This window comes from Candidatus Leptofilum sp. (assembly GCF_965223285.1).
In the GTDB taxonomy this organism is placed as follows: Bacteria; Chloroflexota; Anaerolineae; order Promineifilales; family Promineifilaceae; genus Leptofilum.
Genome location: NZ_OZ244997.1, coordinates 2,885,167 through 2,901,561, shown reverse-complemented (window position 1 = coordinate 2,901,561; position 16,395 = coordinate 2,885,167). Strand labels below are relative to the sequence as shown.

Annotated in this window: 8 protein-coding genes; all 8 read left to right on the top strand. The window is 50.6% G+C overall.

From position 1 onward, the window contains the following. The first annotated feature begins 72 nt into the window (after positions 1-72). The 8 genes from ACOQPU_RS13100 to ACOQPU_RS13065 all read left to right on the top strand — a co-directional run bounded on the left by ACOQPU_RS13100 (position 73) and on the right by ACOQPU_RS13065 (position 16,367). Entirely contained in the window at positions 73-1,311 is a 1,239-nt protein-coding gene (locus ACOQPU_RS13100) for a glycosyltransferase (RefSeq protein ID WP_420645543.1), read from the top strand. Between the two features lie 118 nt (positions 1,312-1,429). Continuing rightward, a complete protein-coding gene (gene gatB / locus ACOQPU_RS13095) occupies positions 1,430-2,905 on the top strand; it encodes an Asp-tRNA(Asn)/Glu-tRNA(Gln) amidotransferase subunit GatB (protein WP_420645542.1) in 1,476 nt (491 codons plus the stop codon). Positions 2,906-3,387: 482 nt separating this feature from the next. Continuing rightward, positions 3,388-4,635 carry an ABC transporter substrate-binding protein gene (locus ACOQPU_RS13090; RefSeq protein WP_420645541.1) on the top strand — a complete coding sequence of 416 codons (1,248 nt, stop codon included), beginning with the start codon at positions 3,388-3,390 and terminating at the stop codon, positions 4,633-4,635. After that, the gene (locus ACOQPU_RS13085) at positions 4,632-6,080 is read left to right on the top strand and encodes a GAF domain-containing protein (protein WP_420645540.1); all 1,449 of its coding nucleotides are present in this window, start codon (positions 4,632-4,634) and stop codon (positions 6,078-6,080) included. Before ACOQPU_RS13090 ends, ACOQPU_RS13085 begins: the two co-directional genes overlap by 4 nt. Before the next feature lie 2 nt (positions 6,081-6,082). After that, on the top strand, positions 6,083-7,183 hold the full coding sequence (locus ACOQPU_RS13080; RefSeq protein WP_420645539.1) for a polyamine ABC transporter substrate-binding protein: 1,101 nt from the start codon (positions 6,083-6,085) through the stop codon (positions 7,181-7,183). Between the two features lie 58 nt (positions 7,184-7,241). Next, positions 7,242-9,104 (top strand): HAMP domain-containing protein, encoded by a 1,863-nt coding sequence (locus ACOQPU_RS13075; protein ID WP_420645538.1) that lies wholly within the window; start codon positions 7,242-7,244, stop codon positions 9,102-9,104. A gap of 36 nt (positions 9,105-9,140) precedes the next feature. Then, a complete protein-coding gene (locus ACOQPU_RS13070) occupies positions 9,141-12,191 on the top strand; it encodes a GAF domain-containing protein (protein ID WP_420645537.1) in 3,051 nt (1,016 codons plus the stop codon). 375 nt (positions 12,192-12,566) lie between these two features. After that, positions 12,567-16,367, top strand: coding sequence for a GAF domain-containing protein (locus ACOQPU_RS13065; protein WP_420645536.1), 3,801 nt, complete (start codon positions 12,567-12,569; stop codon positions 16,365-16,367). Positions 16,368-16,395 lie beyond the last annotated feature (28 nt).

The window sequence follows — 16,395 nt, the reverse complement described above, 5'->3', positions numbered from 1 at the left end:
ATTTCTCTGTGCAACTCTGTGTCTTCTCCGTGTAACTCTGTGTTCCGTTTTTTATTTTAATGAGGAGAACCTATGACCACCCTTGCCAACATACTTGCAAATGCCAAAACAAAGTTTGATCTCACCGAAACGGCCGATCAGCACAGCCTCTACCAGCTCACCCACCAGTTGCTTGATTTGCCGCCGGATGAAGTGCTAACGGCCGCTCGCCAACTAGATGCGCCGCTGGAGTTCAAAATTGCTGCCAAGCTGGTAGATTCGCGGCAGTTTTTATTGAACAACCAGCAGCCCGTCAGGATTGGCGTGGTGTTTGCCATGTGGGGGGAACAAAATCGGCTGCGCCCCAAAACGGCCGAAAACCCCAACGGTGAGGATGCCCTGCGCGTCAAGCTGCACCAGCTGGAGTGGGCGACAAAGGATACGGCCGTCACCTGGAATCTCTATGCAGTAGACGACGGCGATCCCAAAGACAGCGGTGCGCTGGCGGCCCAAATTGCCGCCGAGCATCCGCTAGGCGACCAAGTGAAGGTACTGTGGCTGGACAAGGCGTTGCCCGCCGATGACGGCCCACTGGCAAACCTCGCCTCCGCCAACGATTCGCGCAAGGGTGGGGCGGTCATTTATGGCTGTATGCAGGCGTTGGCCGATGGTGTAGATGCCGTGATTTACACCGACGCAGATAACTCGGTGCATTTGGGGCAGATTGGGTTGTTGTTACGGCCGTATTTGCAAAACAACGCGCGCGTCGTTCTGGGCAACCGCAAACACCCCGATGCCGTGCTGGTGAAGCAGGAAGGACGCTGGGGCATTGGCATCAAGGTGCTGCGCCACATGCAGCGCATGATTGGCCAGGCCATCTTCTCTCGCGACATTCGCGATACGCAGGCGGCGTTTAAGCTGTACGAGGCGGATTTGCTGCGCAAAATCATCGCCGATCCGTCCGTGTTTGACTTTTCTTTTGACACCGACTGGATTTTGGCCGCTATCGCAAGAGGCGAGCCGCTGGAGAAGGTGCCGTTTGCTTTCATCGACTCGGCTGCTGAATCTGCTTCTATCACGCAGGGGCCGATGACCACCTGGGAGACGCTGCTGCTGGGGCTAACCAAAGCGGTGCGCAAGCATGGCGTGCCCCACAACGAGGCAATGGCGCGCGTTCTGGATGAAGAAATTCACGATTACCGCGACTTGGAGCTGCTCATCAACCATCTACCACCAGAGTTGGAAACTGCCGCCGATGCAGATTTAGGCAATCCCGCCATCATGTCGCCAGAGGCGATGCAGGTGTGGATCCGGGAGAGGAAACATATTTAGTGGCCACACAATTTCAACGCCAAGAACGCAAAGGAACAGAAGGTGCAAAGATTTTTCTTCTTTGCCACTTTGCGCCTTTGCGTCAAAGTTTTTGAAGTACTCAGAAAATGGATAGATTATGATTGAGTATGAACCCGTCATTGGCCTGGAGATGCACGCTGAGTTGATGACTGAATCGAAGATGTTTTCTAAAGCAAAAGTGGTGGACAGTGTGGAAGCTGTGCCGAATACGGCCGTTTCCCCTCTCTGTCTCGGTATGCCCGGCACGCTGCCCGTCATTAACCAAAAAGCAGTTGAATATGCCCTGCGCGTGGCACTGGCATTGAACTGTGAAATCAACCATCACAACATCTTTGCCCGCAAAAATTACTTTTACCCCGACCTGCCCAAAGGGTACCAAATTAGCCAGTATGAGCAGCCGCTGGGCGTCAATGGCTGGCTGGATATTGAGCTAGAAACCGGTACAACAAAGCGCATCGGCATTCGGCGCGTTCACATGGAAGAAGATACGGGCAAGCTCACCCACCAGGACGACGGTACTTCGCTGGTCGATTATAACCGAGCGGGCGTGCCGCTGCTGGAGATTGTGACGGAGCCAGAGATTCGCTCCGGCGAGGAAGCGCGGGCCTATGCCATGAAGGTTCGGCAGATTTTGCGCTATTTGGGCGTGAACTCTGGCGACATGGAAAAAGGGGTGCTGCGCGTGGAGCCAAATATCAGCATTCGCCCCGTAGGCAGCAGCGAATTTGGCACGCGCACCGAGCTAAAAAACCTGAACAGCTTCCGTGTGCTGGCCGACGGCACGGCGTATGAGATTGAACGGCAAACGGCCGTTCTCCAATCCGGTGGTCAAGTCATCCAGGAAACGCGCGGCTGGCACGAAGGTCGCCGCGAAACATTTAGCCAGCGCACCAAAGAAGAAGCCGAAGATTATCGCTACTTCCCGGAGCCAGACCTGCCGCCGCTGCACCTGGACGCGGCTTGGATCGAAGAAGTGCGTGCCAGCCTGCCCGAACTGCCCGATGCCAAGATTGCCCGCTACATCGCTGAGTATGAACTGTCTGAGTACGATTCCCGCGTTTTGGCTGAAGAGCGGGCAGTGGGGGAATGGTTTGATACGGCCGTTTCTAGCGGAAAATCCGCCGCTAACAAAGTTGCTACCACTCCTAAAGCCATCGCCAACTGGATGCTCAACGAGCTGTTCCGCCTGATGAACGAGGCCAAAGTGAACATCGATGCCATTCCGGTGACGCCCGCCGCCCTAGTGGAACTGATCGGCCTGGTAGAAAAGCAAACCATTAATAACAATACCGCCAAAGACGTGCTGGCCGAGATGTTTGCCAGCGGCACAGCCCCCACCCAAATTGTGGAGGCCAAAGGGCTGGCCCAAATTTCGGACGATGCAGCACTCGCTGCCATCATCGAGCAAATCCTCAATGACAACCCCGAGCAACTGACCCGTTACCTGGGCGGGCAAGAAAAGCTCCGTGGCTTTTTTGTTGGCCAGGTGATGAAAGCAACGAGCGGTAAAGCCAATCCAAAGCTGGTCAATCAACTGCTCAGTCGCGCCCTAAACGAGCGAAAAACAACATGACATAAGTTAGCGACCGTCCGCAAATGAGGGCGCATCTATGCGCTGCGGAAGTAGCGGACGGTTATCGAGTAAGCGGCCTTCATATGAGATAAGTTATTGTTGGCCGCTTACTCAGTAGAACTGCTGTAATGGCTCTCCTGTACCATAAGGTAGTTTTTTCCTGATTAACGGGACTATTTTCCCCTGTAATTCCCCTGTTTGATCACGCTTTCTTCACGCCTATTCAAATGCCCTATGGTATGATTTTATTTGAGTACCATGACCCTCAGCAAAGCGGCTCGATGGCGAAGGCATAAGTACCATTCAAATGTTTCCCTTAAGAATTTACAATGCGGACTTAGAACCTACCCAAAAAAGCCACAGACTTGTGTTGAGCGTAAACTGCTTTTTAGAGGCAATTAATGTCAAGATTACATAACGGATTTAAACCATTTATATTACTCATATTATTCGCTGCATTTACTTTTCTGGTGGCGTGTAATGTGCAAGCAGAACCAGAACCGACACCGGCTGCCCAACAGGGTAGCTCAACGGACTCACCTCCAGCTATTCCAGATGGGGTTTCGGACGATACCATTGTGCTTGGCGTGTCGGCTGCTTTTCAGGGGACATCGGCTGGCTTAGGTACCGAACTATACCGGGGTGCTCAAGCTTATTTTGCCTCTGTTAACGAAAATGGTGGTGTGGGGGGTCGTCAGGTTGTCTTACGAGTGTATAACGATGGTTACAGCCCTGACCCCGCTGTCGAAAATACGATTACGCTTATTGAAGAGGATGATATTTTCTTGCTTTTCAATTACGTGGGTACCCCTACCGTCACGCGGGTTTTACCGTTGCTCACAGTCTATGAAGAGCAATCCATGTTCTTATTCTTCCCGTTTACGGGTGCCGAGCCACAGCGAAACCCACCATATCACGAAATGGCTTTTAACCTGCGCGCTTCTTACCGCCAGGAAATTGCCGGACTGGTAGAAAACTTGATTGCTGAAGGACATACACGCATTGCTGTCTTTTACCAGGCTGATGCTTACGGCCGTAGCGGTTGGGATGGTGTCGTAAGAGCATTGGAGCACTATGGCCTCGATATAGTGGCGGAGGCCACTTACACGCGAGGGGCCGATTTTGAAACCAGTTTCAGCGAACAGGTAGACATATTGAGTGCGAGCGAACCAGATGCCATTATAGAAATCGGCTCTTATCAGGCCTGTGGCGGATTTATTCGTGACGCACGAGATGCTGGTTTGGACGTGCCTATCCTCAATGTATCGTTTGTAGGTACCGAGAATTTATTAGAGCAATTGAAATCTGCTGGAGAAGAAAACGGCCGGGATTACACGGAAAATCTGATCATCTCTCAGGTAGTGCCATATTATAACGATACTGCGCTTCCGGCCGTTCAAGAGTACCAGGCGTTGATGGATAAATACAATCCAAGTCCACCCGCTGGCTTAACCGAACCAGATTATCAATCTCCCCGATATAGTTTTGTAAGTTTCGAGGGATTCCTGAACGCCAAGTTGATGGTTGAAATACTCAAACAGCTGGGTACGAACCCAACGCGTGAGCAAATTCCGGCAGCGGTAGAAAGTATCCAGGCGTTTGACCTTGGGATTGATGTGCCGGTATCGTTCGGGCCAGACCGTCATCAGGGGTTGGATGTGGTCTACTACACGACGATAGAGGATGGTCAGATCGTTCCCTTAGTGGAATGGCAGGAGACGTCTAAATGAGAAAGATAACGATACCAAAGCTTTTCCGCTCAACCGTCATCGGAAATATCTTGTTGTTTAGCCTGATAGCCATCATTACGTCTTTACTGTTTAGCCTTATTCTAAGTCGCATTATGTTTGCAGAGTTCGAGGACAAAGGTGGAGCCATTACAACTGGCATTGCCACTTCCAGCGTCGAGCTAATTCTAAATCGCGATGCCTCAACGCTACAGGCTTCTATTGACCAGTTCGTTGACCCAGAAGGAGGGGTAGGCTACGTCTTCGTAGTAGATAACCAAGACCGTATTATTGCCCACACCTTTGTCCCCAGCGTGCCGGAAGAACTGTTGGCGTTCAAAGAGGGTGTTAGAGAGCAAACCCTCACGAGAGAAGTGACTCTGCCGGGCCGTGGCGATTTTCTGGATATTGTCTCGCCTGTTCTGTTCGGGGAGGCTGGTTACGTACATGTGGGCATGGATACAAGTGTTATCAGCGCCAGAATTCTCTCTGGTGTTCTTATCCAGTCTGGTGTGCTAATTTTTATGTTTTTTATCGCTATTCTTGTCACGATTTATCAGGACAATCGCATCGCTCGACCAATTGTGAGGTTAGCCGAATACGCTGCTGAGGTGGCTGCTAATCCTGTTGCGTTGGCGCAGAGCCAGATAAGCACTGAACTTCGAGGCGTTGCCGAACGTGACGATGAATTGGGGCAATTGGTGTCTAATTTCCAACATATGACCCAAGAAGTTTACGAACGTGAGCGCCGCTTGGAACGGCGCAATCTCGCCGTTAAAACCAGTGCTGAGGTCAGCCGTCATTTGTCTACTATTCTTGAGCAACAAGAGCTGTTGACGACGGTTGTGGAGCAGGTGAAAAACGCTTTTAACTATTACCATGTTCATATCTATCTTGTTGATGATGAGAACGGGAACATTCTAAAGATGGCTGGTGGAACGGGCGCTGCCGGACAGGAGATGTTGAACAATGGTCATACAATTCGGATGGGGCAGGGTTTAGTTGGTCAGGCCGCTGCAACCAATACGCCTGTGTGGGTTCCCGATGTCGCCCAGGCTTCAGACTGGTTGCCAAATGCGTTATTACCAGAAACCAAAGCAGAAATTGCTGTCCCTATCACTCTGGGGATGCAAACATTGGGCGTCTTGGATGTACAACATCATGTGGTTGGCGGTCTGCGGCAGCTCGACGTTGACTTGCTAGAATCTATAGCTACTCAGATGGCCATTGCTTTGCAAAATGCCAACTCTTACCAACAAGCGCAGCGCAAAGCAGACCGGGAAGCGCGTTTCAATGAAATCAGCCGCAAGATTCAAAGCACAACCGATTTGGAAAGTGCTTTGAAGGTAGCCGTCCGGGAAGTTGGCCGCGCTTTAGAAGCGAAGCAGGCAACTGTTCAATTACGCGCTGCTGATAGAAACGGCCGTAACAGAAAAGAGACGGAGTAACAATGTCAACGTTGCACAAAATAGTTGGATTAATCACATTATTTACACTTTTCATTTCCCTGGCTGCATGCCGTACTCAAACTGAGCCAACGCCAACCCCGGAACCTGAAATCGTTGTTCCCGATACTGAAACCGGCAGCGTGCTGAATTTCTATAATTGGGACACCTACATAGACCCGGACATTCTGGCCGACTTCGAAAAAGAATTTGACGTGACCATTAATTATCAAATCTTTGATAGTCAAGAAGAGTTGCTTGCAGCTTTGGAAGCTGGCGAGGTCAATTATGATTTGGTCGTTCCTTCAGACGCCTGGCTAGGCCAGATGCGCCGCGGCGGGTTGTTGGCACCGCTCGATAAAGCTAATATCCCCAATCTTGCCAACCTGGATCCGGCCTTCACCAACCTTGTGGTTGATCCCGGCAACCGTTACTGCGTACCTTACCAATGGGGAACCGTAGGCATTGGCTACAATGCCAGCGTCACCGGTCCCATTGAAAGTTGGGACGACGTTTTTGACCCGGCCCACGCTGGCAGAGTAGGTTTGATGGATGATGCACGTAACACGATGGGATTAATCTTGTTGTCCCTGGGGTACAGCCCCAATACAACCGACCGGGAAGAGATCGATGAAGCGGCTCAATTCTTAAAGGATCGCGCCGACATTATCGCCGCCTACCACGGTGACGATGGCCAAGATTTACTGGCTGAAGGTGAATTCGACATTGTGCTGGAATGGAGTGGCGATATTTTCCAGGTGATGGAAGAAAACCCCGACATTAATTATTGGATTCCTACTAATGGCAGCATACAATGGACCGACTTCATTTGCACCCCGACCAATGCCCAAAACAAAGCGCTAGCAGAAACGTTCATCAATTATTTGTTAGAGCCGGAAGTAGGCGCGGCCTTATCTACTTATGTCCAGTATGGTTCCCCCAACCAGGCAGCCATTCCCTTGCTGGACGAGGCAGATCGCAATAATCTGGCCATTTATCCACCGGCTGAAGTGCGCGCGCGGCTGTTCCCTGAGGCTGAAGTAGATGCGCCCACAACTGCTTACTATGCGGCAGTCTGGGAAGAAGTCTTGGCCAGCGTAGAATAATAACGGCATTGCTGGTTCGCCGGTTCGTTGGCTTAATGGTCAACCAATTAGGATAGATATGATGTTGTCTAAATTTACGATTAAACCCATTTTTCGTTTGGCCTCAGTTAAAGCGCGGATTATGTTTGGCTTCGGGCTGATATTGATTCTGGCTCTGGTTATCGCTGTCATTGGCTATACTAATCTGCGAGCCTTGCAGAATGAAGCTGAGGTTACGCTTGACACGGGGGGTCGGATTCGTGAATTAAGTTTGCAGATCGAAAATGAATTTTTGTTAGCCCGGCAGAGCGAAACCGCTTTTGTGACTGGCTGGCGTGCAGTTGGGATCGATGCGGCCGTTGCCGAGTATGTTCCCGCCAACGAAAATCATTTGGCGCAGGCGCGCGCCGGCCTGGAAGAGCTAGACGCCTTGATACAAATGTCTGATGATGCTTCGTTGCAACCGCTGCTAGAACAAACGGAAGCACTGCGCCCCCTGCTCAACACCTACGAAGACGCCTTCCAGCAGACCGTAAACTTTTTTGAGGAACGTGGTCACGCTGAAGGGATTGAAGCCTCTCTGAAAAATGACCTGGAGCGGCTCGAAGCGGACGTTCAGCCTTTGGACGATACGGCACTTTACCAGTTAGTCTTGCAAATCGGCGCCAATGAGAAATCTTTTTTCGGCACGTCGGAACAGCAATATGCAGACAATATCCGTCTTTTGGCCAGAGAATTTATCGCTACCGTCGAAGCGAGTTCGGCAACCGACCTCACCGCCGGAAGCAGGCAATTAAGCACCGAGGCACTGGTGAGCCAAATCAATACTTACGTGGCTGAATTTGGCCAGTTGGCCGTACTGGAAGACGGCATTGAGATTAACACGGCCGTTATTCGCGAAGTAACGCCGAACATTAACACCGTCACCAGCCAGATCGGAGCCGAAGGTGAAGCAATCCTGGCCCTGGCGCGTAATCGTTTGGCCACCATCAGCCGGCGAAGCAGTCTCACCTTAATTGTAACGGCCGTGATCACGCTAAGTATTGGTACAGTCGCATCCCAAATTTTGGGCCAGCAAATCACGTCACCACTGCGCCAGTTAAGCCAGGCCGCCGAACAGATTGGGCAAGGGGACCTGGAGCAGCGCGTACCGGTTACAAGAGAAGATGAACTGGGTACGCTGGCCAGGGCGTTTAATGGTATGGCTGCCGAATTGCAGACCACGTTGGCCGAGTTGGAACAACGTGTCGCAGCTCGTACACGTGACATTGCCACCAGTGCTGAAATTAGTCGTCAGCTTTCCACCATTCTAGATCCAGCCCAGTTAGCCAAAGCCGTTGTGGAGCAATTGCAAGCCGCTTTTGATTATTATTATGCGCACATTTACCTGCTGGACAAGGTTGGTGAGTATTTGATAATGGCCGGTGGTACAGGCAAGGCAGGGCAAGCTATGGTCGCTAGCGGGCACAAGATTTTGTTGGGCAATGGGTTGGTGGGGCGTGCGGCGGCGATAAACGCTGCTGTTCTGGTACCAGATATCTCTCAAGAAGAAGGGTGGCTGCCTAACCCCCTATTGCCAGATACAAAAGCTGAAATTGCTGTTCCCATTACATTTGAGAACAAAATCTTGGGTGTGTTAGATGTTCAACACAATGTCGTCAATGGTTTGGCTAGCGAAGATAGTCTGTTGTTGGAATCAGTGGCGGCTCAGGTGGCTATTGCCTTACACAATGCCGAGCTTTATGCGCAAGTGCAGCAGCAAGCGCAACAAGAAGCAGCCATTAATGAAATTGGCGAGCAGATTCGCACGGCCGCTAGTGTGGAAATGGTTTTACAGATTGCCGCCCGCGAATTGGCGCAAAAGCTAGATACACCCCGGGCAGCTGTTGAAATTGGTCGTAACCATCTGGTTGGCAACGGCCGTTCCCCAGAACGAAACTAAAAAGCGTTTAACCGGCTACAGGCGCGGAGAACAGATATGAGTATGCAACCAACCCAACTAGACACAGCTTCACCTACAAATGCCCAATCGCATTCTTGGTGGTGGCAATTATTGCGCCCCCCGGCAGGCATTGCCGACATTCGTGGACAAAATGTCGCTCAATTGCTGTTCGGATTGTGTCTCACTATTTTCTTTCTTACACCCATAGGCTATGTTGTCAATCCAGGCTCAAGTCGACCTCTTCTTACGCTCATTGCCGCAGCGGCAATTGGGGTGGTTCTTAGCCGCACGCGCTACTTTCAATATGGTGCCATATTCATCGTTTTGTCGTTCTCACTGCTTTCTTTAGCGCGAGCCATTGCCGACGTCAATTTCCTGTTTTATTACCTGCCCCTTGTTTTTGTCTTGTCTAGCCTTTTGCTGACGTTTCGCTGGGTGGCTGTGGCCATTTTGGGCAACATCTTGGCTACATTAACCCTGCCATTATTTACCTCATTACGCTATTTCGAGTTGGGTACTGTGATGGGGATTTTATCTGTTTTGGGTTTACTCCTCATTTTTGCTACGTGGTTTCGCAACAAATTGGAGCGAGAGGGCCTAAAGGAACTTAGAAGTGCCAATGAGGCGTTAAATACATTGCGGACAGACCTGGATGCACAGGTGCAGGCACGCACGGCTGAATTGGCCGTAGCGGTGGAAGTCGGCCGTAGCTTGTCCCAGGTAGGTGAGCTGAAAACAGTTCTCACCCAAGCTGTTGAGCTAATCTGTGAGCGGTTCAATCTGTACCACGTACAGATTTACCTGACAGATGCCAAAGCGCGCACCCTGCAACTACAAGCTGGAACAGGGCAGGTAGCCAAAAGCCTTTTGAGCTTGAGCCACAATCTGGCCATAGATAGCAGGTCGATCAACGGCAACGCTGCGCTGTCTAAAAACAGTGTCATTGTGGCCGATACCAGCCAAAATGATTTGTTTAGAGCCAATCCGCTTCTGCCCGCAACGCGCTCAGAAATGTCTGTGCCGCTGCTCGTGGGCGAACGGCTGCTGGGCGTTTTGGATTTGCAAAGCAGCGAAGTGAATGGCTTAACTGAAAGCAGCCAGTTGGTTTTTGAGGCGGTTGCCAGCCAGCTAGCCATTGCCATAGACAACGCCAACCTGTTTACAGCAGCTTCGCAAGCACAGGCAGAAGTTGAGTCTTACGTTAGGCGATTGACTCGTGAAGGTTGGTCAAACTACTTTGATGCGATTAACCGCGAGGAGAAGCTGGCCTATGTGCATGAGGCTAGTAAGGCAGAAACGGCCGTTGGCAACAACGCACTTGATTTGACGGCGGCAAACACGCTGGAAATGCCAATTTTGGTTGCTAACGAGCCAATCGGCACCATCCAGGTTGCGGCTGAAGATGACCGCGATTGGACGCCCGAAACACAAACGCTGGTCGCTGCCGTGGCCCGGCAGGTGGCACAGCAGATGGAAAACCTGCGGCTGCTGGACGAAGCACAACAGTACCGCCTGGAAGCGGAAGCTGCGATGCAGCGCATTACCCAGAAAGCGTGGCAAGAGTACCAAGCAGCGCAATCGCTGGCGGGCTTTGTCTACGACGGCACAGAAGTAAGTTCGCTGGAAACAGACAGCGGAGCCAGCCAGGCAGCAGGTAAAGAAATTAGCCTGCCACTGCAAATTCATGATGAAATTATTGGTCATTTGGCTTTGCCCGGCGATAGCGATATTGATGAAGAGACACGGGGTTTGTTAACGGCCGTTGCCCAACAGCTTAGTGACCACATCGAAGAGCTTCGTCTGGTAGACCAGACAGAGAAAGCCAGGGCAAACGCTGAAAAGCGCAGCAGTGAGTTGGCACTTATCAACCGGGTGATGTCTGCCGTTACGACCTCATTTGATCTCACCCGAAACATGCAGATCATTGCTGAGGAGCTAGCCAAGATTATCGACGTTTCTCGTGTGGGCATTACCCTTGTTACTGAGGATCAGGCATCCCTGAAAATCATCACTGAATATCCGCCCCCAATTCCTGGTTCCGCCGAGGATGTGATTGGGCAACTGATACCAATCAAGGGAAATCTGCTCATGGAGCAAGCAATCAATACCCGCAAATTTGCCATCGCCTATGATGCCCAAAACAGCCCGCTCACGGCCTCCATCCATGATCTTTTGCGCCAGCGCGAGGTTCATGCGTTGGGCGTCTTGCCTATGGTTATTGGCGATGAATTATTTGGCACCGTGGGGTTTGATTTATTAGACCCAAACCGCGTGATGACGGATGAGCAAATGCGCCTGGCCGAAACCATTGTGTACCAGGCAACCACGGTAGTGCAAAACGCCCGTTTGTTTACCCAAACCCAGCAAGCATTGGCGGAGACCAATGAGCAGGCTCGCCGCCTGGCGGTGCTGAATGAACTGAGTGAGACCATCTCCCGGAAGCAGACGCTGAAAGATATTGTGGCCACCGTGATAGAGACGGTGCCGAAAATGCTGGAAGCGGACCGGCTGAGCCTGCACTTAGTTGATGAAACCGACCCCACCATGCTTAATGTTGTCGGGGTTGCTGGTGAAGTGGCGGATACGGCCGCTGGTGAGCAAATTCCGCTGGAAGATACCCCAATGGCAGAAGCCTTAAAAACGCAGCAAATAGTCACAGGCGTCTTTGACGCTGGTGACCACACGCTGCACGCTTATTTTGCGCCGCTCTTGGCCAGTGGCCGCCCCTTGGGCACCTTTAGCATGGCCATTGCGGGTGAAGCAGAACTCAAAGAAAGTGATCGGCAAATTTTGCTGCAAATCGCTTCACTCCTCAGTACAACATTGGAAAACCGCCGACTCTTTGACCAGACGAGTGCCCGGGCGGACCGTGAACAACTGCTGAATAATATTACCCACAAGATTCAGGGAACTATGACCATGGAATCTGCACTGCAAACGGCCGTTCAGGAGCTGGGCAAAGCGTTAAAGGTAAAACATGCACAGGCCGAATTGAATCTACCCGGCAAAAACAGTGAAACCAAAGCGGCCGTTCCTCAGGTCAATGGCAGTAACGGAAGCCAAAAAATAACAGTAGATAGGAATTAGATTCTTAGCAAAATCTGCGCGACGCTCAAATTTGGGAGTTTGCGCATTGTCTACAGGGCAACAATTATGAAACCTTCTATCAAAAATCCAGCCACTACCCATAACAAGCTACGACGAACTGCTACATGGCAGGTTGGTATTCTATTGCCTATGTTTCTGCTTCTGGTACTCAATACGACAAGGCTCGCTCTGGAAACACAAGTTTGGCAAGGAGTCGTTCTTTCTGCTATTGCCATCCTGCGTATTCTACTTGTACTGTTTAGCCTGTATCAGATCAGACAGGGGCGCATAAAACAAGGTGTTTTCCTTTTTATTGGCACAGTTTCAGTTACCTTTTTCTTAAATGGTTTTTTCCTTGCTGGTGTTTACACTTTATTGTTCGTTGCAATTATTCTCCTAAATACTGTGTTTGTAGCCAGTGAAGTGCTTTCTGGAGAGCAGCGTCGTCGCGCGCTTATTTTTGGGGCGTTTTTTGCGCTCATCACCGGCTTGGTCGGCCTGTTACCGCTTCCTTTCCGAATCTCGGCGCAGATCGAACTTTATGTTCCTGGCGCGATAATAGGCATATTGGCAATTGCGCTGGTTTTTTCCATTGTTCGTGGTTACGGTCAATATTCGCTGAATATCAAACTGCTCGCTGGTTTTTTATTCATTGCGGCTATTGTCAGCGCGACGGTCTTGATAAGCTCCCGAATTACAACGCGCCAATTTACAGAAAATGCCTTGCCCAGCGAACAGTTTTTTGGGCAAATCTCTGCCCAGTCTAGGATTGTGCAGGCTGAAGCCTTTGAGTTTGTTAGCAGTGGTGAAGAAGAGACGCTTGTGGAGCTAACTGAAAGCACTCAAGCACTTACTGTGCTGACGGAACAGCTATCAGCACTGGAAGTTGAACCAACCATAGCCACCGCATTTTCAACATTGGCTGAAGATGCTGGAGAAATGGCAGCCCTGGCCCAAAATTTAGTCCAGTCTCATGAAGAAACGCTAGAAGCGCTGGAAGCATTGGAAGAGGCAGAAGAAGAACTGGAAGCGTTGTTTGAGGAGGCACAGGCAGTTATTGGTGAGGAAATAGACCGAAATGTTGCTGCCGGAGACATTGAGGAATTAGAAGAAGATGCCATTCCCGCATTGGCTTCCTTATCTGCGTTTGTTTCAGGGGCTCAGATACTGCAGGTAGAGACGCTAGAATTTGTCGCAACGGGTGAGGCAGAAGCCATTGCCGAATTTGAGGAAGTCAGAGAGGGGCAAGCTGCTGCACAGGCCGCGTTACTTGCAACTTTAGAGTCAGACGAACCTGGCGAGGCAGGCCTGGCTGAACAGTTTGCAGATTTGGAAGGCGTTATTGAAACAACGGCACTTGCAGTCCTTGAATCGCACGGGCAAACATTAGAGTTATTAGAAGCGTTTGAGGAAACTGAGGAAACCTTAAATGACTCTCTAATTTCGGCTGAACAGTTGATCAATCAGCTCGTGGATGACACATTAGCTGCAGAAAACCTTCGTTTTATTCTTACAGTTATAGCTAGCCTGGGTGGCTCTATTGCGTTAGGTTCGCTTATAGCTAACACAATATCGCGGCCGGTTTCTCAATTAGCAACAGCTACCCAACGGTTGGCAGATGGTGATCTATCTGCCGCGGCAGAAGTAACTTCTGGCGATGAGATCGGGCAGCTTGGCAATGCTTTCAACCGTATGAGGGACCGTATTCAAACAATGTTGGGCGATCTTGAAGAACGCAGCGTCACTATTACAACCAGTGCCAAAATTAGCCGCCAGCTTTCTACAATTTTGGATCCCAAACAGTTGGCAACGGCCGTTGTGCAAGAGCTGCAATCCACCTTCAATTACTACCACGCCCACATCTACTTTGTGGACGAGGCTGGGCAAAACCTGGTAATGGTAGGCGGCACTGGCGAAGCTGGGCAAAAAATGCTGGCTCAGGGTCACAAAATTCCAATGGGCAAAGGGTTGGTCGGCCAAACGGCCGTTGCCAACCAGCCTGTGTTGGTTCCAGATGTTTACAAAGCGGCTGGCTGGTTACCAAATCCGTTATTGCCAGAGACCAAAGCAGAAGCAACCATCCCTATTAGCCTGGGTGATAAGGTGCTGGGCATTTTGGATGTGCAGCAAAACACAGTAAATGGGCTGGGCGAAGCCGATGTAGAGCTGTTGACCTCTATTGCCAACCAGGTGGCCATTGGTCTGCAAAACGCTACCCTGTTTGCAGAGCGCGACAAAGCATTGGCTACTATTCAAGACGAACAAGCACGGGTGCTGGCCATTTTGCAATCCATTGCGGTGCCAATTGTTATCTCCAATATATCCGATGGGATTGTGCAATATGTCAATGATCCCTTAACAGAAGTGATTCGCGCACCTCGCGAAGAATTAATTGGCGAAGTCACCCCCGACTTTTATGCAAATCCAGACGACAGAGCACCTTTCCTGGAGGCCATTCGCCAAAATGGATTTGTGCATAATTATGAGCTTCATCTAAAACGAGCCGATGACGACCTCTTCTGGGCCCTGGTTTCTGCCCAGATTATTAATTATCGAGGCACACCTGCGCTCATAACATCGCTCATCGACATTGATGAGCGGAAGCAAGGTGAAGCATTGTTGGCACGCCAGACTGCGGAGCTAACCAAACAGACAAACGAGCTGGCTGCCGTGGCTCAGGTAAGTACCCTCACCGCCAATATTCTTGATCCGCAAGAGCTGCTGCAACAGGTTGTTGATTTAACCAAAAGCAGTTTCGACCTGTACCACACCCATATTCATTTGCTAGACGATCTTGGGCGTACTCTGGTGCTGACGGCCGGGGCAGGTGACGTTGGTCGCCAGATGGTGAGCGAAGGCAGAGAGATTCCACTGGCAGCAGAAGGATCGCTGGTGGCCACCGTTGCCCGAACCAGACAAGGAGCAATTCGCACCTATGAAACCCCAGAACAAGGCTTTATGCCGCATCCACTGCTGACAGAAACGCGCTCTGAGATGGCTGTTCCCATTGCTGTGGGTGAGCAGGTTCTAGGCGTACTAGATGTGCGCTCTGACAAAACCAACGCGTTTGGACAAACTGACCTGCAAACGGTGGCAACATTGGCATCGCAGGTTGCGGTTGCACTGCAAAATGCCCGCTCTTTTGCCCAATCCACGCAAGCCGTGCAAGAACTTCAAGAGCTGTCTCGCCGCCTAACGCGTGAGGGCTGGAGCAGCTATTTAGCTGAAAAGTCGGACGCTTTGAACTTTAGCTATGAAGATGCGCGGGATACGGTAGAAACGGCCGTACCCACCAAACTACTTACCCATCCTCTGCAAATTCAAGGCGAGGCAATTGGGCAGCTAAAGCTGGAAATGCCCGATCAGGTTGATAAAGAACTGTCTGAACTGGTAACGGCCGTTGCCGACCGGCTCACGACACATTTAGAAAACATTCGTCTGGCAGAACAGTCAGAACAAGCTCTGGCACAGACAGAATCATTGTATGCTGGTAGTCAGCGCATTGTTCGCGCGACGAAATTGCAAGATGTATTAGATGCCTTGATCAGTTCAACGGAATTGCATCGCTTGGATTCTGTCGCTCTAATGTATTTCGATAAACCAGAAGGGGAATATGCCCAGACATTGACAATAAAGGCACTGTGGCATGCAGATAAAAACACCCAGGCAGACCCTGTTGGAACAATTTACCCAGCCCAACTCTTTAATAAGTTACTCAAGGCCCAGACAAGGGAAATTGCTTTCATTGAAAATGTGCACACGGACTCACGGATTGACCCAGCCGGCCGGGAATTTTTTGAAGAAAAGAATATTTTTGGGTTTGTCTATTTGCCTATTATTGTTGGTGATCAGTGGCTCGGTTTAATCACAGGGCAATCATATACACCTTTGCAACTTAGTGAAGATGCCATTCGTCAAATTAGCGGGTTGAAGGATCAGGCTTCGCTTGTTTCTCAAAGTTTACTGCAATACGAAGAGGCACAAACCCGTGCCCATGAGGAGCAGTTGCTGCGCGAGGTCACGACTCGCATCAACCAGGCCGTAGATGCCGAATCTGTCTTGCGCGTCGCTGCCGAAGAAATCGGCCGGGTGCTTGGGTTGGAAGGCGAAATTGTGCTGGATGGTGTAGGAAGGGCAAAAGCTGTAAAAAGAAGCACAAATGGTAGCAGACATTAATTAATTGTATAGGGAATCAGATATTGAA